Source organism: Pseudomonas sp. GCEP-101 (assembly GCF_025133575.1).
GTDB classification, from domain to species: domain Bacteria; phylum Pseudomonadota; class Gammaproteobacteria; order Pseudomonadales; family Pseudomonadaceae; genus Pseudomonas; species Pseudomonas nitroreducens_B.
The window spans coordinates 2474818-2495328 of record NZ_CP104011.1; the positions used below are offsets into that span (position 1 = coordinate 2474818).

27 protein-coding genes are annotated in these 20511 nt (G+C 65.5%); 26 read left to right on the forward strand and 1 reads right to left on the reverse strand.

Annotation, left to right across the window (positions count from 1 at the left end; translation table 11 throughout):
- The first annotated feature begins 240 nt into the window (after positions 1 to 240).
- From N0B71_RS11185 to trpC, 24 genes are all read left to right on the forward strand, one after another.
- Entirely contained in the window at positions 241 to 450 is a 210-nt protein-coding gene (locus tag N0B71_RS11185; RefSeq protein WP_259758987.1) for a TraR/DksA C4-type zinc finger protein, read from the forward strand.
- Between the two features lie 19 nt (positions 451 to 469).
- Positions 470 to 829, forward strand: coding sequence for a PA0613 family protein (locus N0B71_RS11190; RefSeq protein ID WP_259758988.1), 360 nt, complete (start codon positions 470 to 472; stop codon positions 827 to 829).
- A gap of 82 nt (positions 830 to 911) precedes the next feature.
- Positions 912 to 1385 (forward strand): GNAT family N-acetyltransferase, encoded by a 474-nt coding sequence (locus tag N0B71_RS11195; RefSeq protein ID WP_259758989.1) that lies wholly within the window; start codon positions 912 to 914, stop codon positions 1383 to 1385.
- Between the two features lie 316 nt (positions 1386 to 1701).
- Positions 1702 to 2046, forward strand: coding sequence for a phage holin family protein (locus tag N0B71_RS11200; protein ID WP_169942383.1), 345 nt, complete (start codon positions 1702 to 1704; stop codon positions 2044 to 2046).
- 17 nt (positions 2047 to 2063) lie between these two features.
- The gene (locus N0B71_RS11205; protein WP_259758990.1) at positions 2064 to 2594 is read left to right on the forward strand and encodes a hypothetical protein; all 531 of its coding nucleotides are present in this window, start codon (positions 2064 to 2066) and stop codon (positions 2592 to 2594) included.
- Positions 2591 to 3154, forward strand: a complete 564-nt coding sequence (locus N0B71_RS11210; protein WP_259758991.1) for a phage baseplate assembly protein V — start codon at positions 2591 to 2593, stop codon at positions 3152 to 3154. Before N0B71_RS11205 ends, N0B71_RS11210 begins: the two co-directional genes overlap by 4 nt.
- Before the next feature lie 110 nt (positions 3155 to 3264).
- On the forward strand, positions 3265 to 3591 hold the full coding sequence (locus N0B71_RS11215) for a GPW/gp25 family protein (RefSeq protein ID WP_259758992.1): 327 nt from the start codon (positions 3265 to 3267) through the stop codon (positions 3589 to 3591).
- Complete coding sequence (locus tag N0B71_RS11220; protein WP_259758993.1) at positions 3588 to 4478, forward strand: baseplate assembly protein; 891 nt, start codon at positions 3588 to 3590, stop codon at positions 4476 to 4478. The genes N0B71_RS11215 and N0B71_RS11220 overlap by 4 nt, the downstream gene beginning before the upstream one ends.
- Complete coding sequence (locus tag N0B71_RS11225) at positions 4471 to 5085, forward strand: phage tail protein I (RefSeq protein ID WP_017517325.1); 615 nt, start codon at positions 4471 to 4473, stop codon at positions 5083 to 5085. Before N0B71_RS11220 ends, N0B71_RS11225 begins: the two co-directional genes overlap by 8 nt.
- Positions 5076 to 6854, forward strand: coding sequence for a phage tail-collar fiber domain-containing protein (locus N0B71_RS11230; RefSeq protein WP_259758994.1), 1779 nt, complete (start codon positions 5076 to 5078; stop codon positions 6852 to 6854). Before N0B71_RS11225 ends, N0B71_RS11230 begins: the two co-directional genes overlap by 10 nt.
- Positions 6855 to 6862: 8 nt before the next feature.
- Entirely contained in the window at positions 6863 to 7384 is a 522-nt protein-coding gene (locus tag N0B71_RS11235) for a DUF4376 domain-containing protein (protein WP_259758995.1), read from the forward strand.
- Between the two features lie 91 nt (positions 7385 to 7475).
- On the forward strand, positions 7476 to 8636 hold the full coding sequence (locus tag N0B71_RS11240) for a phage tail sheath family protein (RefSeq protein ID WP_259758996.1): 1161 nt from the start codon (positions 7476 to 7478) through the stop codon (positions 8634 to 8636).
- A 12-nt stretch (positions 8637 to 8648) separates the two neighbouring features.
- Positions 8649 to 9152: a phage major tail tube protein gene (locus tag N0B71_RS11245; protein WP_017517328.1), complete on the forward strand. Its 504-nt coding sequence runs from the start codon at positions 8649 to 8651 to the stop codon at positions 9150 to 9152.
- Between the two features lie 11 nt (positions 9153 to 9163).
- The gene (locus tag N0B71_RS11250) at positions 9164 to 9505 is read left to right on the forward strand and encodes a phage tail assembly protein (RefSeq protein WP_259758997.1); all 342 of its coding nucleotides are present in this window, start codon (positions 9164 to 9166) and stop codon (positions 9503 to 9505) included.
- Between the two features lie 146 nt (positions 9506 to 9651).
- Positions 9652 to 11757: a hypothetical protein gene (locus N0B71_RS11255; RefSeq protein WP_259758998.1), complete on the forward strand. Its 2106-nt coding sequence runs from the start codon at positions 9652 to 9654 to the stop codon at positions 11755 to 11757.
- Between the two features lie 9 nt (positions 11758 to 11766).
- A complete protein-coding gene (locus N0B71_RS11260) occupies positions 11767 to 12633 on the forward strand; it encodes a phage tail protein (RefSeq protein ID WP_259758999.1) in 867 nt (288 codons plus the stop codon).
- Positions 12605 to 12814 (forward strand): tail protein X, encoded by a 210-nt coding sequence (locus N0B71_RS11265; RefSeq protein WP_259759000.1) that lies wholly within the window; start codon positions 12605 to 12607, stop codon positions 12812 to 12814. Before N0B71_RS11260 ends, N0B71_RS11265 begins: the two co-directional genes overlap by 29 nt.
- Positions 12815 to 12869: 55 nt before the next feature.
- Positions 12870 to 13874 carry a phage late control D family protein gene (locus N0B71_RS11270; RefSeq protein ID WP_259759001.1) on the forward strand — a complete coding sequence of 335 codons (1005 nt, stop codon included), beginning with the start codon at positions 12870 to 12872 and terminating at the stop codon, positions 13872 to 13874.
- A gap of 1 nt (position 13875) precedes the next feature.
- Positions 13876 to 14505 (forward strand): glycoside hydrolase family 19 protein, encoded by a 630-nt coding sequence (locus N0B71_RS11275; RefSeq protein WP_259759002.1) that lies wholly within the window; start codon positions 13876 to 13878, stop codon positions 14503 to 14505.
- Positions 14502 to 14858: a hypothetical protein gene (locus tag N0B71_RS11280; protein ID WP_259759003.1), complete on the forward strand. Its 357-nt coding sequence runs from the start codon at positions 14502 to 14504 to the stop codon at positions 14856 to 14858. Before N0B71_RS11275 ends, N0B71_RS11280 begins: the two co-directional genes overlap by 4 nt.
- The gene (locus tag N0B71_RS11285) at positions 14855 to 15106 is read left to right on the forward strand and encodes a hypothetical protein (RefSeq protein ID WP_259759004.1); all 252 of its coding nucleotides are present in this window, start codon (positions 14855 to 14857) and stop codon (positions 15104 to 15106) included. The genes N0B71_RS11280 and N0B71_RS11285 overlap by 4 nt, the downstream gene beginning before the upstream one ends.
- Before the next feature lie 317 nt (positions 15107 to 15423).
- Entirely contained in the window at positions 15424 to 16020 is a 597-nt protein-coding gene (locus tag N0B71_RS11290; protein WP_259759005.1) for an aminodeoxychorismate/anthranilate synthase component II, read from the forward strand.
- Positions 16017 to 17066 (forward strand): anthranilate phosphoribosyltransferase, encoded by a 1050-nt coding sequence (trpD, locus tag N0B71_RS11295; RefSeq protein ID WP_259759006.1) that lies wholly within the window; start codon positions 16017 to 16019, stop codon positions 17064 to 17066. The genes N0B71_RS11290 and trpD overlap by 4 nt, the downstream gene beginning before the upstream one ends.
- Positions 17063 to 17899 carry an indole-3-glycerol phosphate synthase TrpC gene (gene trpC / locus N0B71_RS11300; RefSeq protein ID WP_259759007.1) on the forward strand — a complete coding sequence of 279 codons (837 nt, stop codon included), beginning with the start codon at positions 17063 to 17065 and terminating at the stop codon, positions 17897 to 17899. The genes trpD and trpC overlap by 4 nt, the downstream gene beginning before the upstream one ends.
- Before the next feature lie 138 nt (positions 17900 to 18037).
- Here trpC and crp read toward each other — a convergent pair whose 3' ends face one another.
- On the reverse strand, positions 18038 to 18685 hold the full coding sequence (gene crp, locus N0B71_RS11305; protein WP_024763566.1) for a cAMP-activated global transcriptional regulator CRP: 648 nt from the start codon (positions 18683 to 18685) through the stop codon (positions 18038 to 18040).
- 373 nt (positions 18686 to 19058) lie between these two features.
- Here crp and N0B71_RS11310 point away from each other — a divergent pair, with 373 nt between their 5' ends.
- Together N0B71_RS11310 and speD are read left to right on the forward strand one after the other, a co-directional pair.
- Positions 19059 to 19481, forward strand: coding sequence for an OsmC family protein (locus N0B71_RS11310; RefSeq protein ID WP_015475289.1), 423 nt, complete (start codon positions 19059 to 19061; stop codon positions 19479 to 19481).
- Between the two features lie 226 nt (positions 19482 to 19707).
- Complete coding sequence (gene speD / locus N0B71_RS11315) at positions 19708 to 20502, forward strand: adenosylmethionine decarboxylase (RefSeq protein ID WP_259759008.1); 795 nt, start codon at positions 19708 to 19710, stop codon at positions 20500 to 20502.
- Positions 20503 to 20511 lie beyond the last annotated feature (9 nt).

Below are 20511 nucleotides of genomic sequence, written 5' to 3' on the forward strand. Positions count from 1 at the left end.
GAGGTCGTGGGTTGCCTGCGCTGCAGGCTGGAGGACGCGGGCGGGCCAGGGAGGCGCCGCCCGTGTACCGGCAAGGGATGCCGTCGACGTGTCGGCATCCGCGACGAATAGATCGCGACTGACCACCCGGCGGCCGAAGGTTCGGCGACCACGGCGGGCACGTCGCCAGGAGGACATTCATGAACCACCGACCCCATTGCACCCCGCAGCCCGAATACGCCGCCCCTGTGGAGGTGCGCCGTGGCTGATATCGCCGACTACGCCAATGACCTGATGCTGGAGCGCATCGAGGAGATGCTGCACAGCCGCCGTGCCTCGGCGGCCGTCAGCTCCGCCGAATACTGCGAGGACTGCGGCGACGACATTCCACTGGCGCGCCGCCTGGCCGCGCCGGGCTGCACCCGCTGCATCGATTGCCAGGCCCTGGATGAACTGGAGCGGCGGCACTGAGCCGCAGGGGAGGAGCACCGTGATCAAACCCATTGATGAAATGCTGAAGCTCTGGGCCGAAGAAATGCACAACCCCGGCAGCGCCGGCGGCGGCTATGCCGGCGGCAACCTGCTGGCCATGATGATCGCCAACAGGGGCGAGATGATCCGTGGCACGCGGGGCAGCAAGGTGATCCTCGACCGCGTCGCCGAGCTGGACCTGATCATCAACCAACTGCCCGACGAGCAGAAGGATGTGGTCATCGAGCACTACCTCAACCGCGACAGCGAGGCCTCGCAGAAGTACCGGCACTGCCGCTGCAGCCGCAACACCTTCTACCTGCGCCTGCATGTGGCGCACCAGAGCATCCAGTCGCGGTTGATGCGCCGCGCCGCCTGACCTTTCCTCGCTCTTTCCGAAGCCCGGCCTTGCGCCGGGCTTCGTGCTGTTCATGGAGTGCGTTGCGCTATGCTCGCGTCCCATGACGACACCTATCCTCATTCGCCGCGCCGAACCCGCCGATACCGATGCCATCCTGCGCATCCTCGGTGAAACCTACGAAACCACCTGGAAGCCCGAGCTGACCGCCGACGCCATCGCGCGCTTCGAGTCCTCCGCGCATACCGCCGCTTACGTGCACGAGCGGCTGCCGTTCTTCCAGGTCGCCTGCATCGCTGGCGACGTGGTCGGCCTGCTCGACTGGCGCGACGATTTCATTGATGCCCTGCACGTGCCCCCGCGCCATCAACGCCTGGGAGTCGGTGCCGCATTGCTGCGCCACGCCGAAACCGCCATCGCCGATGCCGGGCACGCAGGCGTGCGCCTGGAGACCGACACCTTCAACCAGCAGGCGCGAGCGTTCTATGGCAAGCACGGCTATGCCGAGATCGACTTCTATCCCGACGAGGAATGGCACAGCGGCTTTACCACCGTGCTGATGCGCAAGAGCTTCTGAAATTTCGGACGCCAGATTTCGGCGTTTCGACAGCACATTGCGGCGCGTCATCGGTGTATTGCAGCGCATTCCCCAAGAAGCCTTGTTCCGGCGGGAATCGAGGGGTACAAAGTAGTCATTCTTGTAAAGGTGCGTCCCCAGGGAGCACAACGCGAAACCCCGAAAAGCCCGGCCACTGAGCCGGGCTTTTTCATGCCCGCGTTTTTTCGACCCGCCGTCGCGGCGGGTTGCCGGCGAGTGCGCCGGCAGTCATCCCCGGCTGGCTGATAGCCGCCGGTTTCGCCCGTTCGCGGGCGTCTTTATTCAAGGTGAGCCAATGGGCAACGAACCTCAGACCCTGGCCGACGTGCCTTTGTGGGGGCTGATCCTGCTCGCGGTGGCGGGCGGCATCAGCGGTGAAATGTGGCGCGCCGACAAGGCGGGCCTGGGCGGCTGGCGGCTGCTGCGGCGCCTGGCGCTGCGCTCGGGCGCCTCCATCGTCTGCGGCATGGCGGTGATGTTCCTGGCCATGTCCTGCGGCGCCTCGCTGACCCTGGCCGCCGCCATCGGCAGCCTGACCGCGGCGGCCGGCGCGGAGATCGCCGTCGGCCTGTATGAACGCTGGGCGGCGAAACGCCTGGGTGTCTGCGAACTGCCGCCGAGCGAGCGCGGGCAAGAGTGAAGCTGCAAGGAGACGATATGTCCGAACAACCTTTGACCCTGGCGCGGCTGCTCGATGCGGTGGAGCAAACGCTGAGTGCTCGACTGACCGAGGTCGGTACCTTCCTGCGCGGCCCGCTCCACGAGGTGCCGGCGACGCTCCCCGCGCTGGCGCTGGAATACGCCGGCCTGCTGCCGGGGCAGGACCCTGGCAACGGCCAGACGGCGCTGCTCTGCCGCCTGCAGGCGCGCGTGCTGGTGATGCGCGATGACGCCGAAGCCGAGGAGCTGGCGCTGCGCACTGTCGCGGCGCTGGCGGTAACGCTGCGCGCGCAGAACTGGGGGCTGGACCTTGCGCCGGTGAGCTTCATCCAGGCGCAGCCGGAACTCGACAATCCGGCGCTCGCGGCCTGCCGCGTGTGGCGGGTGGAGTGGCAGCAGCCGGTGCTGCTGGGCGACGCCGAATGGCCGTGGGAAGACCAGCCGCCGGGTAGTCTGGTGATCGGCTTCGATCCGCAGACCGGGCCCGGTCATGAGGACGATTACTTCGATCCCGGAGCCCTGCAATGAACCCGGATTATGTGAGCGCCGAACACGACCGCATGCTCGCCGCCCTGGTCATGCCCTGCGAAGTGGTGGCCGTGGACCTGGCGACAGCGCGGGTGCGGGTGCGCTCGGGCCAGTGGACCAGTGCCTGGGTGCGCTGGCACGCACAAGCCGCCGGTGCCGCCCGCCACTGGCGCGCACCGAGCCTGGGCGAGCAGGGCGTGTTGCTGAGCCCGTCCGGCATGGCCGCCATGGGCACCTTCGTGCCGGGGCTGTTCGGTGCCGCCTCGGCGCCCCCGAACAATCGCGGCGAGGTCGAGAGCTGGCATTTCCCCGATGGCGCGGTGCTCAGCTACGACTGGCAGGCGCATCGCTATGACCTGCAACTGCCCGCCGGCACCGCCACGGTGAAAGTGGGCGGCACGCAGGTGGTGATCGACCCCGGTGCGGTGACTGTCACCGCCGCCAGTATCCAGCTGAACGGGCCGGTGAGCATCAAGGGAGCGCTGACGGTGAACGGCAACATCAGCAGTACCGGCTCGATCATGGACACCGCCGGCAACAGCAACCACCACACCCACTGAAAACACTTCGATTTCCCATCCTGGCCCGCCGCGTGCGGGCCTCTGCATTTCTGGAGACCTGCCATGGGCACATTTTCCCGTGCGCACCCCGAGCGACGGAGGGCGCGGCCATGATCGGCATGGATCGACGCACCGGCCAGCCGCTCAGTGGGCTGGCGCACCTGAAACAATCCATCGAGGACATCCTCACCACGCCGCTGGGCAGCCGGCGCATGCGCCCCGAGTACGGCAGCCGCCTGCGGCGTATGGTCGACCTGCCGGTGACCGAGGGCTGGAAGGGCGCGGTGCAGGCGGAAGTGGCCCGCGCCATCGGCCGCTGGGAGCCCCGCCTGCGGCTGAGTTCGGTACAGGTGGTGGCGGTGGTCGCGGGCAGCGTGTCGCTGCGCCTGCGCGGCGTCTACCTGGGCGATGAAATCGGCCTGGAGGTGGCGGCATGAGCTTGATCGACCTGTCCCAATTGCCAGCGCCCGAAGTGGTCGAGAGCCTCGACTACGAAACGCTCTATGAAGAGCTGCTGGCCGATTTTCGCAACGCCATGGGCGAGGGCTGGACCGCCGCGGTGGAGTCCGACCCGGTGCTCAAGTTGCTGGAGTTGGCGGCCTACCGCGAGCTGCTGCTGCGCGCCCGGATCAACGACGCCGCTCGCGCCGTGATGCTCGGCTACGCGACCCAGGGCGACCTGGACCAATTGGCCGCCGGCTACAACGTCAAGCGCCTGGTGATCCAGGAGGCCGACGCCACCACGTCGCCGCCGACCCCGGCCGTGCTGGAGGGCGATGACTCGTTGCGCAACCGCACCCAGTTGGCCTTCGACCAGCTCTCTGTGGCCGGCCCGCGTAATGCCTACGTGGCCTTCGCCCTCGGCGCCGACGGACGCATCGCCGATGTCTCGGCGATCAGCCCGCAGCCGTGCGAGGCGCTGGTCAGCGTGCTGTCGTCCGAGGGCAACGGCGCTGCCTCCACCGACCTGCTGGATGCGGTGCGCCGCGCGTTGAACGACGAGGACGTGCGCCCGGTGGGGGACCGCCTCACGGTGCAGTCCGCCGCCATCGTGCCCTACCAGGTGGACGCCGTGCTCTACATCTACCCGGGTCCGGAAGCCGAGCTGATCCAGCAGGCCGCCGAGGCGTCGCTGCAGACCTATATCGCCACCCAGCGCCGCATCGGCCGCGACATCCGCCGCAGCGCGCTGTTCGCCGCGCTGCATGTGGAAGGCGTGCAGCGTGTGGAACTGGCCAAGCCTGCGGCCGACGTGGTGCTCGATGCCACCCAGGCGGCGTACTGCAGCGGCTACCAGATCCGCGTCGGAGGTTCGGATGAGTAGCCGCCTGCTGCCGATCAACTCGACGCCGCTGGAGCGAGCCCTGGCCGACGTGCAGGTCGCCGATCTGCCGGTCCCCCTGCGCGAGCTGATGGACCCGCAACGCTGCCCGGTCGCGCTGCTGCCGTACCTGGCCTGGGCCTGGTCGGTGGACCGCTGGGACCCGGCCTGGAGCGAGACGGTCAAGCGCAAGGCAGTGGCTGCGGCGTTCCGCATCCACCAGCACAAGGGCACCATCGCCGCGCTGCGGCGGGTGATCGAGCCGCTGGGTTACCTGATCGAGATCATCGAGTGGTGGCAGGGCGCGCCCATGGGCGAGCCGGGCACCTTTCGCCTGCGCATCGGCGTGCTCGACAGTGGCATCAGCGAGGAAATGTACCAGGAGGTGGAGCGCCTGATCGACGACGCCAAACCGCTCACGCGGCACCTCATCGGGCTGGATATCAGCCTGGAATCCCAGGGGCGGATCACCGTCGGCTCCGGGCAATACGACGGCGACATTGTCACCGTCTACCCCTACCTCCCGGACGTGATCGAAGCGATCGGCAGCCACGGCTTGCCGGGCCGGGAACACACCATCGATAGCTTGAGTGTCTACCCATGGCAGTAACCTACTACGCACTTCTCACCACGATCGGTGCCGGCAAGCTGGCGAACGCCACCGCGCTGGGCACCACCCTGAAAATCACCCAGCTCGCGGTGGGCGATGGTGGCGGCAACGTGCCGACCCCCGACGCCAGCCGCACCCAGCTGGTCAACGAAGTCCGTCGCGCGCCGCTGAACCGTCTGAGCGTCGACCCGGCGAACAGCTCGCAGATCATCGCCGAACAGGTCATCCCCGAGGACGTGGGCGGCTGGTGGATCCGCGAGATGGGCCTGTACGACGAAGCCGGCGCGCTGATCGCCTACGCCAACTGCGCGCCTTCCTACAAACCGCAACTGGCCGAAGGCAGCGGCCGCACCCAGACCGTGCGCATCGTGCTGATTGTCAGCAATGCAGCGTCGGTGGAACTGAAGATCGACCCGAGCGTGGTGCTGGCGACGCGGGAGTATGTGGATAACTCCATTGTCACAGCGCTGAACCGGCTGGACTACAAGCAGTCGGTGCGAGCAGCGACCACGGCGAGTGTCAGCCTGAGCGGCCTGCAGACGGTGGATGGTGTGGCGCTGGCCGCGGGCGACCGGGTGCTGGTGAAGAACCAAACCAATGCCGTGGACAATGGGCTGTATGTCGTCGCTACCGGCGCCTGGAAACGTGCGACCGATGCCGACGAGAACAGCGAGGTGACGCCGGGCCTCACCGTGACGGTGGAAAGCGGCACCGCGCAGGCGGACAGCGTGTGGCAGTTGGTGACCGATGGGGCGATTGTCCTGGGGACTACAGCGCTGACGTTCCAGAACATTACCAATGGGTTGGCGAAGCTGGCGTCGCCGGCCTTCAGTGGCGTTCCGACGGCACCAACGGCGGCAGTGGGCAACAACACCCAGCAACTGGCGACCACGGCGTTCACGCAAGCAGCGATTGCTCCTCTTGCGCCTGTGGCTTCGCCTGCATTCACCGGAACGCCGACTGCCCCGACAGCCGCTGTCGGTAGCAATACTCAGCAGCTTGCTACCACAGCGTTTGTTCAGACAGCGGTGACTCCGCTAGCTCCGCTAGCATCGCCCGGATTTACCGGAGTTCCGACTGCCGCGACGGCATCTGCAGGCACCAATACACCACAGCTGGCTACGACAGCTTTCGTGCAGGCTGCTGTTGGGCCTCTGGCACCTCTAGCATCTCCTGCTTTCACTGGGACACCAATCGCTCCAACTGCAGTTGTGGGGAGCAACACTCAACAACTGGCCACAACCGCATTTGTTCAGTCTGCAGTCAATACGTTGCTCGGGGCTGCTCCCGCGACGCTAAATACCTTAGCCAAACTGGCGACGGCGTTGAACAACGACCCGGCATTGGCCACGAATCTGAACAACGCGCTTGCGCTCAAGGCTCCTTTGGCAAGCCCAGCTCTCACGGGCGTGCCTACGGCTCCGACAGCGGCAGCTGGATCGAATTCTTCGCAGGTCGCTAACACTTCGTTTGTTCAGAACGCGCTGGCTTTCGCATCCAGCAAGAGCGTCTACGGCGGTTACCAGGCCCTGCCTGGGGGAACCATGTTGCAGTACGGTGCTTTCCTGATCTCGGAAAACGGGAAATTCACTGGAAGTTTCCCCATAGCATTCCCGGTTGCTTGTGTTGCGTTAGTGGTTTCCAGCCCAGGCTACAACTACATCCTCAACGGTGAGGGTATCAGCAGGACGCAATACACCATCGAGGGATACACGTTGGCCGGTGCCATCGCCAACGTGGGGTTTCGTTGGATTGCCATTGGCTATTGAGGTGTTAGATGACGATATTTTACTCGCCCCAAACGCGGGGTTTTTACGTTGATAGTATTCATGGCGAATCTATTCCGGATGACCGGATCGAGGTCTCCGAGGATAAGCACTGGGAATTGTTGGTGGGCCAACAGGAGGGGGGCTCTATCGTAGTCGTTGACGGCAAACTGGTGCTGCAAAAACAGGCTGCCGAGAGAACCACCGAGGAGTGGGAACGGAGCATTGCTCATAGGCGCTATGCCGAAGAGGTGTCTGGAGTCGAAGTCGCAGGCACGAAGTTCGAGACCACCCGAGAAAGTCAGAGCCTCATGGGCAGCGCTTTGGTACATGCAATGGACAATCCTGATTACACCTGTCTTTGGAAAACGGCCAGCGGATTCAAGGAGATGAGCGTGGCTGAACTGCGTTCGGTCCTGGGCGTGGTTCGATCTCACGTTCAGGCGTGTTTCGATCGGGAAGCCGCTCTTCTCGATCACCTAAAAGCTGGCACCTTGACTGAACACATGCTTGATCAAGGCTGGCCCTCTTGATCCCACCCATCTAACCCTGCCCGCTGCCCTTACAGCCAGGGCAAACCACCCAACCGCCTCCCGGCGGTTTTTTTATGTCTGGAGAAAACCTATGAGCTTCTTTCACGGCGTCACCGTGACCAATGTCGACGTCGGTGCGCGCACCATTGCGCTGCCGTCGTCCTCGATCATCGGCCTGGTGGATACCTTCACCCCCGAGGCCAAGCTGACCGCGCAGGCCGATGTGCCGGTGCTGCTCACCAGCCTGCGCGAAGCGGCTGCCGCCTTTGGCACCGCGTCGGCGATCTACAAGTCCTGCACCGCCATCTTCACCCAGTCCGCCGCGGTGGTCGTGGCGGTGGGTGTGGCCAAGGTCGAGGATGCGGCGCAGCTGACCTCCGCGATCATCGGCACCGTCACCGAAGCCGGCCAGCGGACCGGCCTGCAGGCGCTGCTCGATGGCAAGTCGCGCTTCAACGCCCAGCCGCGCCTGCTGGTCGCACCGAAGCACTCCGCCACCCAGGCGGTCGCCACCGCCATGGGCGCACTGGCCGAGAAGCTGCGCGCCATCGCCATCGTCGACGGCCCGAACACCACCGACGAGGCGGCCATCGCCTATGCCGGCGAGTTCGGCAACAAGCGTATCTACCTGGTCGATCCGGGGGTGCAGTACTGGGATACCGCCAGCAGCGCCACCGTCAACGCGCCGGCCTCGGCCAACGCCGCCGCGCTGTTCGCCTGGACCGACAGCCAGTACGGCTTCTGGTCCTCGCCGTCGAACAAGGAACTGCTCGGCATCACCGGTACCGGCCGCCCCATCGAGTTCCTCGACGGCGACGAGACCTGCCGCGCCAACCTGCTCAACAACGCCAACATCACCACCATCATCCGCGACGACGGCTATCGCCTGTGGGGCAACCGTACGCTCTCCAGCGACGCCAAGTGGGCCTTCGTGACCCGCGTGCGGACCATGGACATGGTGATGGACGCGATCCTCGCCGGGCACAAGTGGGCGGTCGACCGCGGCATCACCAAGACCTACGTGAAGGACGTCACCGAGGGCCTGCAGGCCTTCATGCGCGACCTGAAGAACCAGGGCGCGGTGATCGACTTCGAGGTCTACGCCGACCCGGACCTCAACACCGCCAGCCAACTGGCCCAGGGCAAGGTGTACTGGAACATCCGCTTCACCGACGTACCGCCGGCCGAGAACCCCAACTTCCGCGTCGAGGTGACCGATCAGTGGCTCACCGAAGTCCTGGACGCAGCTTAAGGAGAACCCCAGATGATTCCGCAGATCCTCACCAACACCAACCTGTTCGTCGACGGCGTCAGCTTCGCCGGTGACGTGCCCTCCCTGACCCTGCCTGCCCTCAAGGTGAAGACCCAGGAGTACCGCGCCGGCGGCATGGATGCGCCGATCCTGCTCGACATGGGCCTGGAGGCCATGGAAGCCAAGTTCACCACCAACGGCGCGCGCCGTGAGGCCATGAAGTTCTTCGGACTGAGTGACCAGGGTTCCTTCAACGGCACCTTCCGCGGCTCCTTCAAGACCCAGAAGGGCGGCACCGTGCCGGTGGTCGCCACCGTGCGTGGCCTGCTCAAGGAAGTCGATCCGGGCGAGTGGAAGGCCAATGAGCTGGCCGCCTGCACCTACAGCGTGGCGGTCACCTACTACAAGCTGGAAATCGAAGGCCGCGAGATGTTCGAGATCGACCCGGTCAATTCCGTGCGCAAGATCAATGGCGTCGATCAGCTCGCCGCGCTGCGCGCTGACCTGGGCGCCTGAGGAGAACCCTGATGCAAGACTCCGTCAAACAGCCCGCGTGGCTGAGCCTGTCCGAGGACGCGGCCGTGGTGAAGCTGTCCCGCCCGACCTCCTGCAACGGCGTCGAGGTTGACGCCCTCACCCTGCGCGCGCCGACGGTGCGTGATATCCGCCTGGCCAGCAAGGTCGCCAGCGATGACGAGGAGCGTGAGCTGCAACTGTTTGCCTCGTTGGTGCAGGTCAGCCGTCAGGATCTGGAGGGCTTGAAGCTCAGCGACTACCAGCGCCTGCAGCACGCCTACTTTCGCCTGGTGCGAGAGGACGCGGATGAGCTTCGCGCTGATGCGCCAGCTGGCGCGGCGGCTGGCGACTGAGTCGGGCTTCACGGCCGGCGAACTGGAGCGCATGACCTTGAGCGACCTGCGTTGGTGGCTGGGGGACTAGGCGGGCTGGTTTGCCCTGGAAAGGGGCGCTGGATGACCGGCGCCCCTTTTTTCGTCAGAGGGGCGAGTGATGAACGATGAATGAATCTACTGAGAGGGTGGCGACCGTGGGTGGAGTGCTCGACACGTCCCTCGGGCAGGCGCTCGCCGATGCGACGGTGCGCATGCGCGGCCTGGAGTTTCTCGGCACCTGGAGCGTCGCGCTGGAGGGCCTGCGCGATGAGTCGCGGCTTATCCGCGACACCCTTGGCCGACAGCTGCAGGTGCTGGAGCGGGGCGCCGGCGAGGTGCGTACCGGCCTGCAACGAATCATCGGGCTGCTGGGGAGTCCGGCGGCCATGCGCGGCGATACGCCCGCGCGCCAGGGCGGGTGGCAACGCGGTGAATCCGCGCTGCCTTCCAGTGGCGTGGTCGGCACGATGTTCCGCAGCCTGCAGTTCAATGGAAAGGTGCAAGAGCTGACGGCGCGCGGTGGGCTGTCCGCGGAGCAGAGCGAGCGTGATCTTGCGCGCAACGTGCGGCAGGTTGCCAATGACAGCGGGCTGTCGAGTGACGATGTGCTCGACCTGATCCGGCTGATGATGAACCAGGGAATGGACCTGCAAACCTCCCTGGCCTTTCTTCCGGATGCGGCGACGTTCTCCTACGGGCAAGGTGTGCCGCTGGAGCGTACCGCCGAATTGACCCAACGCCTCCACGAGATCGGCGGCGTGACCAGCGTGGGCGATATGCGGGCGCAGTACGCCTCGCTGGCGCAGCGCCACGACCAGGGGGAAGGGGCGGTCGAGTTGCTTGCCCGTCGCCTGTCGCGACAGTTGGACGAGCGCGATCCGTCGGATGCGAAAGGCAATCGCGAGTGGGTACAACAGCAGCTGGTCGAAGGCGCACAGATGGATGGCCGGCGCCGGCTGCAGGATGACGCGACGACGCGCATGGCCACGCGCCAGGGGCAGAGCGAGTCGCTTGAGAGTGCCTGGCAACAGTTATGGCGCAGCGTCAGCGACGCCAATCAGGATGTGTACCGCCCGATGATCGGGCCTGTCACGCAGAAGCTCGTCCAGGCCACCGCGGTGGTCGAGGAAAACCCCGGCCTGACCGCCGGCCTGACTGCGCTGATCGCGGTGGCAGGGGGATTGAAGGCCCTGAGTGATGTTCGCGGCGTTTACAAGGACGTGAAGGATGTCTTCGGCGCGACGAAGTCGTGGGGCGGTCGCGCTCTGGGACGCGGTGCGGATATCGCTTCGGGTGTTGGCTCGGCGATCCGGCAGGGCGCGGGGCGGGCATACCAGGCCGCGGGCAGCATGGCCGGCGCCGCCTGGCAGCGGACCGTCGATTGGAGCAGCCGCGCCGGTACCTGGGTGGGCAATGCCGTGACCAATGTTCGTCAGGGGGCCGGATTGCGCGCTGCTGCCCTAGGCGGCCTGGCGAAGGATGCCTGGCAAGGAGTCTCCAGTTGGACGGGGGCGGCCAGTCAAAAGGTAGGAGCCTATCTCGGCACCGCGTGGAATGCCGCAGCTCGTGGGGGGCGTAGCGCCGGCGAATGGATGGCCCGTGTGATGGGCAGTGGCGTCGGCCGTGCGATGGGCCGGGGGGCACTCGTAGCCGTCGGGCCTGCCCTCACGGCCTACGAAACCTACACCGGCAATGGCTCTGCCCAGGAAAAAGCCAAGGGCTACGGCGATGCGGCGGGCTCTCTGGTCGGGGGGCTTGCCGGGGCTGAGGCGGGAGTCTGGGCCGGCGCGGCCGTTGGATCGTTGGTCCCGATCGTCGGAACGGCCGCGGGCGCCGTGGTTGGCGGGCTGGTGGGCGGGGCTCTGGGCGCCTGGGGTGGTGGTGAGGTCGGAAAGTCGCTGGGGGACGGGCTGTATCGCACGTTCAGCAACGATTCGGACGAAGGTGATTCGTCCTCGGCGAGGGCATTCGACCTCGGCAATGCCGTTTCGCCCGATGCGGGCGTCACGGACGCGTCGCGGCCTTCTCCCAGCGCATCTGCATCGGCCGCTCCGCTGGCGCCGACGTCCGAAACCTGGACGTTTTCCCCCCAGATCAGCATCAACGTGGCCGGCAACGTCAGCGACCCCGAGCAGTTGGCCAGCGAGTTGCTGCCGCGCCTGCGGCGGATGCTGGCGGATTTCTCCCAGGATCGGCAACGCGATGCGCTGTTCGACATGGTCGTGGTGTAAGGAGGCGTTATGGCGTATTGGGAACAGATGCAGAACGGCCTGTCGCAGCTGGCCCGGGCGGCCGAAGATGGCCGTCGCGACCTGGACGAGGTGATCGCGCCGGTGAACGGCGCCGTCAGCGACATCCGTGGCGCGGCGGCTGAGCTGGAGGGTTTGCCCGGCGTCTCGCCGGACATGGCGGGCAAGGTGCAGCGCTTGATGCAGGGCATCGAGCGCGCGCAGATCAAGGTCAACAAGGTGGTCAACACCTACAACAGCGCAGCGCGGGCCCTGAAGGGCATCGATGAGCGCGTGCAGGCGCTGGGCGAGCAGGTCGACCGAGCGCGAAAGGCGGTGGACAAGGTGGTCGGCAAGGTCGGTGAATCGCTGGGTTCGATACTGCCCAGTTCGGTCCTGACGCCCCAGCTGACGCCCGGTGATTTCATGTGCGCCATTCCACAGCAGCACCTGCTGATCATGACCGTGCTGGACTCGCAGACGCAGTTCTTCTTCAACATCGACACGGTGCCTTTCGAATCAGCGACTCGCACGAGCCAGCTCACCTGGAAGGAGCAGCCGCGGCTGGGCCGTCGGGGCGCCCTGCAATACGTCGGCGTCGGCTCGGAAACGCTAAATCTGAAGGCGACGCTCATGCCGGCCCTGTCGCGGGTATCGGGTAAGCGCGTGGGATGGAAGATTCCGAACCAGCTGCGCGAAATCGCCTTGAGCGGCAAACCGGTGAGCCTGATCAGCGGCTATGGGGACCCCCTGGGGACCTGGTGCCTGACCAAGGTGACCGAGACGCAGAGTGCTCTGCTCACCAATGGGGCCCCGCGCAAGCAAGCCCTCGACCTGGAGTTCAATCGCTATGGCGACGACCATCTATCGCAGCAGTAATGGCGACGTGCTGGACCAGCTCTGCTATCAGCGCTACGGCCATCTCAAGGGGTGCGTGGAAGCGGTGCTCGATGCCAATCCGGGCCTGGCCGACGAGCCGCAACCGTTGCGCGCCGGCGTGCTGATCCGTATGCCCGATTTGCCGGCTCCGGACCATCCGCAGGTGCGCCTGTGGGATTGATCCGTGTGTTCCAACCAGGCCCCGCAAAAGCGGGGCCTTTTTATTCGGGGGCCCCATGAAACCGGTCTTTCGCATCGTCGCCGATGGGCGCGACATCACGGCACAGGTCAACGACCGCGTGCTCGAGTTGGAAGTGCTGGATAAGCACGGCCTGGAATCGGACACGCTGTCGCTCACCCTCGACGACCGCGCAGGCAGCGTGGTGTTGCCCCGGCGCGGCGCGGAGCTGGCGCTGTACCTGGGCTACGAGGAAACGGGCGTGGCGCCGATGGGCCGCTACAAGGTCGATACGATCACCTTCAGCGGCGCGCCGGATACGCTGGTGATCAAGGCCAAGTCTGCGGACGCGCGCAACGTGGCGAAATCCATCCGCAGCGACAGTTGGGAGAACGTGACACTGGCGCAGATCGTCGAGCGGATCGCGGGCCGCAATGGCTGGCAGGCCCAGTGCGAGGTGCAGACGCGGATCGTCCGCGCGGACCAGATCAACGAGTCCGACTATCACTTCATCACCCGCCTGGCCCGGCAATACGACTGCACGGCGAAGATCGCCGACCTGAAGCTGCTGGTCATGCCGCGCCAGGCTGGCCGCAGCGCGTCGGGGCAGCCGCTGGACTCGGTGCTGCTCAGGCGTGGGGACTGCAGCTCCTTCAGCTTCACCCTAGATGATCGTAAGGTGGTCGCGCAGGTGAGCGTGCCCTACCAGGGGCCCGATGGAGCCTTGCGCACCGTCAAGCTAGCCAATCCGAACGCGCCGAAGACGGTGCAGGCGGAGTACATCGAGCGCCATGTCCAGGCCAACGAAGCGGCGGCACAACAGTTGGCCAGGTCGCGCCTGGCGGACTTCAACCGGCAGACCGCTGGCGTACGCCTGGGGATGCCCGGCCGCACCGATCTGTTCGCCGAGTGCCGGGTTGAGCTGAGCGGCTTCAAGGCAGGGGTCGATGGCATTTACCTGGTCGACACCGTTACCCAGCACTACGACGCGAACGGCTGGACCACCCGCGTGCTGTGCAATGGCGGTAACGATGGCAAGGCGCTGGCGGGGGAGGGCGGCTGACATGCTCATCGACGAACACCAGCTACTGCTGATCCTGCCCAACGCCCGCCCCGTCGCGGGCGTTTTTCTGCCCGTGCTGGAGAGGGCGATGTGCGACTTCGACATCGACACCTCCCCGCGCGTCGCTGCCTTCCTCGCCCAGGTAGGGCACGAAAGTGCGCAGCTGACCCGCTGCGTGGAAAGCCTGACCTACAGCGCCCAGCGCCTGGCCGCGGTCTGGCCCCGACGCTTTCGCAGCGCCGACGGCTCGCCCACGGCACTGGCGCGGGAGGTGGCGTACCAGCCGGAGCGCATTGCCAACCTCGTCTATGCCGGACGCAACGGCAATGGCGATGAAGCGTCGGGCGATGGCTGGCGCTTTCGGGGGCGCGGGCTGCTGCAGGTCACCGGGCGCAGCAACTATCGGTCGGTGGGCGAGGGGCTCGAGCAGCCTTTCGTTGCCCGCCCTCAGTTGTTGGCGGAGCCGCGCTGGGCTTGCCGGTCGGCGGCCTGGTGGTGGCAACGCAACGGGCTCAACGCCTTGGCCGATGCGCAGCGCTTCGAGGACATCACCCGGCGCATCAACGGCGGTTTGAATGGCCTGGAGGCACGGGTGCAGATCTGGCGCCGCGCGCAGGAGGTGCTGGGATGAACCGCTTCTGGCTGGCGCTGGGCGTGGGCGGGGTTCTGCTCGGGGGAATTGGCGGCGCCTGGTTGGCGGCGTGCTTCTATGAAGGGCAGCTCCAGACCGTGCGTCTGGAGCAGGCGCGCTGCAGCGACGCCGGCAAAGCCCTGGAGTCGACGCTGGCGCTGCAGAACGCCCAGGTCGAGGCGCTGGAACAGGCTGCCCGCCAGCGTGCGGAATCCGCTGAGCGCGCGCTCGCCCAGGCTCGCGAGCAGGCGCAGAGCCATGAAGCCGCTGCCCGCCGGCTGCTGCTGGAGCGCAGCGAGGGCGAGGAGTGCGCCGTGGTCCGTCAGTTGATCGACCGGGAGCTGTTGCCATGAAACTGCCGGCGCTGATCCTCGCGCTGCTGCTGGCCGGTTGTGCCACTACGCAGCCAACCCCCGCGCAAGTGCGCATTCCCCTCCCGGTGCCGTGCCAGGCGCCGACTGTCGAAACTCCTCGCTTCGCCACTGCCGGCGTGCGCCCTTCGGACGACCTGCAAACCAAGGTCCGCGCGCTGCTGGCCGAGCGGCAGCAGCACCTCGCCTACGAAACCCGTCTGCGTGCCGCGCTCGATGCGTGCCGCTGAAGCTTCCTAGCTTCGTCGGCCGGGGCGCCGCGCGTATTGCGCTGGCGCCCGGCCTTGGGCTACTGTTCGGCCATCGCTAGGCGAGACCGCAACCGTGATCCACAGCACCCGCATCATCACCTCCCTCCTCAAGGCATTCGCCCGTTGGCGCTGGCGCGCCTGATTCCTTCTTTCCCGGCATAGCGCCGGTCTCTTCTTACGCGTCCATTTCTCCCATCCGCTGGCATAATCGCCAGATTCGCGCAGCCTGCGAGGCCGCAACGGGTGTCGACGATGGCGCGATCCGAAAGCAGTGCAATCATGAGGTTCGAGCAGACATGCTGCTGATGATCGATAACTACGACTCCTTCACCTACAACCTGGTGCAGTACTTCGCCGAGTTGAAGGCCGACATCCACGTCATTCGCAATGACGAACTGAGCGTCGAGGAGATCGCCGCGCTCAACCCCGAACGTATCGTCCTGTCCCCCGGCCCGTGCACGCCGAACGAGGCGGGCGTGTCCCTGGAAGTCATCGAGCGCTTCGCTGGCAAGTTGCCGCTGCTGGGCGTGTGCCTGGGCCACCAGTCGATCGGCCAGGCCTTCGGCGGCGACGTGGTGCGCGCGCGCCAGGTCATGCACGGCAAGGTCAGCCCGGTGTTCCACAAGGACCTGGGCGTCTTCGCCGGCCTGAACAATCCGCTGACCCAGACCCGCTACCACTCCCTGGTGGTGAAGCGCGAGACGCTGCCCGACTGCCTGGAAATCACCGCCTGGACGGCGCTGGAAGACGGCTCGGTCGATGAGATCATGGGCCTGCGCCACAAGACGCTGAACGTCGAGGGCGTGCAGTTCCACCCCGAGTCGATCCTCTCCGAACAGGGCCACGAGATGCTGGCCAACTTCCTCAAGCAGACCGGCGGGGTGCGCGCATGAACATCAAGGAAGCCCTCGGCCGCGTGGTCAACCAGTTGGACCTGACCACCGAGGAAATGCAGGACGTCATGCGCGAGATCATGACCGGGCAGTGCACCGACGCGCAGATCGGCGCCTTCCTCATGGGCATGCGCATGAAGAGCGAGACCATCGACGAGATCGTCGGCGCCGTGGCGGTGATGCGCGAGCTGGCCGACCAGGTCGAGCTGGATAGCCTCAAGCACGTGGTTGACGTGGTCGGCACCGGTGGCGATGGCGCGAACATCTTCAACGTGTCCTCGGCGGCGGCCTTCGTGGTCGCCGCGGCGGGTGGCAAGGTCGCCAAGCACGGTAACCGTGCGGTCTCCGGCAAGAGCGGCAGCGCCGACCTGCTGGAAGCCGCCGGCATCTACCTGGACCTCAAGCCGGTGCAGGTGAAACGTTGCATCGAGACCGTGGGCGTCGGCTTCATGTTCGCCCAGGTCCATCACAAGGCCATGAAGCACGCTGCCGGCCCGCGCCGCGAGCTGGGCCTGCGCACCCTGTTCAACATGCTCGGCCCGCTGACCAACCCGGCGGGCGTGAAGCACCAGGTGGTCGGCGTGTTCAGCCAGGCGCTGTGCCGCCCGCTGGCCGAGGTGCTCAAGCGCCTTGGCAGCGAGCACATCCTGGTGGTGCATTCCCGCGACGGCCTGGACGAGTTCAGCCTCGCCGCGCCGACCCACGTGGCCGAGCTGAAGGACGGCGTGGTCACCGAATACGACGTGCAGCCCGAAGACTTCGGCATCAAGAGCCAGAGCCTGATCGGCCTGACGGTGGACAGCCCGCAGCAGTCGCTGGAGCTGATCCGCGACGCGCTGGGCCGGCGCAAGACCGAAGCCGGGCAGAAGGCCGCCGAACTCATCGTGCTCAACGCCGGCGCCGCGCTGTACGCCGCGGACCTGGCCACCAGCCTGCACGAAGGCATGCAATTGGCCCACGACGCCCTGCACACCGGGCTTGCGCGGGAGAAGATGGAAGAGCTGGCGGCCTTCACCGCCGTTTACCGAGAGGAGAACGCACAGTGAGTGTGCCGACGGTTCTGCAGAAGATCCTGGCCCGCAAGGCCGAAGAAGTCGCCGAACGCCGCACCCGCGTCAGCATCGCCGAGCTGGAGCAGCTTGCCCGTGCAGCCGACGCCCCGCGCGGTTTCGCCAGCGCCCTGCTGGAGCGCGCCAAGCGCCGCGAGCCGGCGGTGATCGCCGAGGTGAAGAAGGCGTCGCCGAGCAAAGGCATCATTCGCGAGAATTTCGACCCGGCCGACATCGCCCGCAGCTACGAAGAGGGTGGCGCTGCCTGCCTCTCGGTGCTGACCGATATCGACTTTTTCCTCGGCAGCGATGCCTACCTCAAGGAAGCCCGTGCGGCCTGCAAGCTGCCGGTGATCCGCAAGGACTTCCTCATCGATCCGTACCAGGTCGTGGAAGCCCGGGCCATCGGCGCCGATTGCATCCTGCTGATCGTCTCGGCGCTGGATGACGTGCGCATGGCCGAGCTGGCCGCGGTCGCCAAGGACGTTGGCCTCGACGTACTGGTGGAAGTGCACGATGCCCCGGAGCTGGAGCGCGCGCTGAAGCTTCTGGATACCCCGCTGGTGGGCATCAACAACCGCAACCTGCACACCTTCGAGGTGAGCCTGGAGACCACCCTGGATCTGCTGCCGGACATCCCGCGCGATCGCATGGTGATCACCGAGAGCGGCATCCTCAACCGCGCCGATGTCGAGCTGATGGAAGTCAGCGACGTGTTCGGCTTCCTGGTGGGCGAAGCCTTCATGCGGGCGGACGAGCCGGGCACCGAGCTCAAGCGCCTGTTCTTCCCCGAGCGCAGCAAGACCAAGCTGGGCGCCGATCCGGACTGAATCCGTCTGGCAGGCGCGAGCTTGCCGGCGAACCGAACAGCGCTGGAGTTTCCGGAAGGTTGTTCGCGAGCCAGCTCGCTCCTGCAGGTAGGGCAAAAAAAAGCCGGCGATTGCCGGCTTTTTTGCGTCCTGCAGTCTTCAGCGGGTGCCGAAGACCACCATGGTCTTGCCCTTGACGTGCACCAGGCCCTGTTCTTCCAGGCTCTTGAGCACGCGGCCGACCATCTCGCGGGAGCAGCCGACGATGCGGCCGATTTCCTGGCGGGTGATCTTGATCTGCATGCCGTCGGGGTGGGTCATGGCGTCCGGCTGCTGGCACAGGTCCAGCAGGGTGCGGGCCACGCGGCCGGTGACGTCGAGGAAGGCCAGGTCGCCGACCTTGCGCGTGGTCTTGCGCAGGCGGTCCGCCATCTGGCTGCCGAGGGTGAAGAGAATCTCCGGGTCCTGCTGGCTCAGTTCACGGAATTTCGCGTAGCTGATCTCGGCGACTTCGCATTCGGTCTTGGCGCGAATCCAGGCGCTGCGCTCCTGGCCGGTGCTGCCTTCCTTCTCGAAGAGCCCCATCTCCCCGAAGAAATCGCCGGTATTGAGGTACCCGATGATCATCTCGCGGCCGTCGTCGTCCTCGATCAGGACGGTCACCGACCCCTTGATGATGAAGAACAGGCTCTCGCAGCGGTCGCCGGCGTAGATGATGGTGCTCTTGGCGGTGAAGCGGCGGCGATGACAGTGCGCGAGCAGCTTGTCGAGGTTCTTGATTTTGGGTGTGAGGGTAATAGCTACCATGCCCGAGTCCCGGAAAGTAGAAAGAGTGGCCTTTGCACAACAGGCGCTAATGATTTTTTATGTTCAGCTGTGGTGCCGTGCGTCCCTGGCGCGATCCCCCTCGATCCCCAGGGCGGCAATTGCCTGGCTGAGCAGTCTTGCATGTACGTAAATCTGCAAGAGCTTAACAGACGTCGTGTTACCAACAATCGGAAAGCTGGAACGTTCGTGTAGGCAATTTCCGAGAGTGTGCCAGTAATCCGGCGCCAGCTTAAGTGATAAATGCATACTGGCCGTGTGGAAATGAGACGTGGGTAACAGCCACCGCGCCCGCTGGGCGTGTTAGAGGGCTGTGATAAGCTGTCGCCCCTTTTTTCCGGCGGAGTTCCTTGCAATGAAAGCGCGAATCCAGTGGGCGGGCGAGGCGATGTTCCTCGGCGAATCCGGCAGTGGCCACGTCGTGGTGATGGACGGTCCGCCGGACGCCGGTGGCCGCAACCTGGGCGTGCGGCCGATGGAGATGCTCCTGCTCGGCCTGGGTGGCTGCACCAACTTCGACGTGGTCAGCATCCTCAAGAAAGGTCGCCAGCCGGTGGAAAGCTGCGAAGCCTTCCTGGAAGCCGAGCGCGCCGACGAGGACCCGAAGGTCTTCACCAAGATCCACGTGCATTTCGTGGTCAAGGGGCGTGGTCTGAAGGAAGCGCAGGTCAAGCGCGCGGTCGAACTGTCGGCCGAGAAGTACTGCTCCGCGTCGATCATGCTCGGCCGCGCGGGCGTCGAGATCACCCATGACTACGAGATCGTAGAGTTGGGCTGACAGCCGGATTCATCCTTTCATCATCAAAGGTGGGCAAAGTCTGGCAGAGGTCGTCTGACCTCTGCATAATGCGCCACCTTTTTTCAGGGCCCCCCGGCCCGAAACCAAGCAACCACAATCGCCATCGCGAAGAGGTGTAAACCGTCCTACGCAGGTGCTGCCGTACGCATCTGACGGGCATGCTCAACCACGCGGCAGAGCCGCATTTGATGAGAGTTTTCCCACGGTGAAAAGCAAACTCAAGCTCCACGGGTTCAACAACCTGACGAAGACCTTGAGCTTCAACATCTACGACATCTGCTATGCCGAGACGCCTGAAGACCAGCAGGCCTACGTGCAGTACATCGACGAAGAGTACGATGCCGAGCGTCTCACGCAGATCCTCACCGATGTTGTCGACATCATTGGCGCGAACATCCTGAACATCGCCCGTCAGGATTACGATCCGCAAGGCGCCAGCGTGACCATCCTGATCTCCGAGCAGCCGGTCACCCCGACCGACAGCCAGATCGAGGAATCCCCGGGGCCGCTGCCGGACACCATCCTGGCGCACCTCGACAAGAGCCATATCACCGTGCACACCTATCCGGAGATCCATCCGGTGGAAGGCATTGCGACCTTCCGGGTGGACATCGATGTGTCGACCTGCGGCGTCATCTCGCCGCTCAAGGCGCTCAACTACCTCATCCACCAGTTCGACTCGGACATCGTCACCGTGGATTACCGCGTGCGCGGCTTCACCCGCGACGTGGAAGGCAAGAAGCACTTCATCGACCACGAGATCAACTCGATCCAGAACTATCTCTCCGACGACACGTACGAGGCCTATCAGATGACCGACGTGAACGTGTACCAGGAGAACCTGTTCCACACCAAGATGCTGCTCAAGGAGTTCGACCTGGACAACTACCTGTTCGGCGACGCGACCCGCAACCTGTCGCCCGAGCAGCGCAAGCAGGTGGAAGAGCGCGTGCGGCACGAGATGCTGGAGATCTTCTACGCGCGCAACATGCCGCGCTGATCTCGCAAC